Source organism: Zoogloea sp. LCSB751, from assembly GCF_002028455.1.
Classification (GTDB): Bacteria; Pseudomonadota; Gammaproteobacteria; order Burkholderiales; family Rhodocyclaceae; genus Zoogloea.
Genome location: NZ_MWUM01000519.1, coordinates 1 through 244, shown reverse-complemented (window position 1 = coordinate 244; position 244 = coordinate 1). Strand labels below are relative to the sequence as shown.

Annotated in this window: 1 protein-coding gene; it reads left to right on the top strand. The window is 44.3% G+C overall.

Annotated features, from left to right (window positions below; translation table 11 throughout):
* Nucleotides 1-53: 53 nt before the first annotated feature.
* A partial coding sequence (locus B4920_RS27555; RefSeq protein ID WP_305847141.1) for a sigma-70 domain-containing protein occupies nucleotides 54-244 on the top strand: 191 nt, incomplete at its 3' end.

The following is a 244-nucleotide window of genomic DNA, read 5'->3' as shown; positions in this document are numbered from 1 at the left end:
GTTTCTCAACCTATGCGACTTGGTGGATCAGACAAACCATCGAACGTGCAATCATGAACCAAACTCGCACAATTCGCTTGCCTATCCATGTAGTAAAAGAGCTTAACGTATATTTACGTACAGCTCGGGAATTAGCGCAAAAACTTGACCATGAACCTACGGCAGAAGAAATTGCCGAGAAACTACAAGTATCCAGTGTTGACGTCAGCCGTATGCTGAAGCTCAACGAGAAGATCACTTCTGT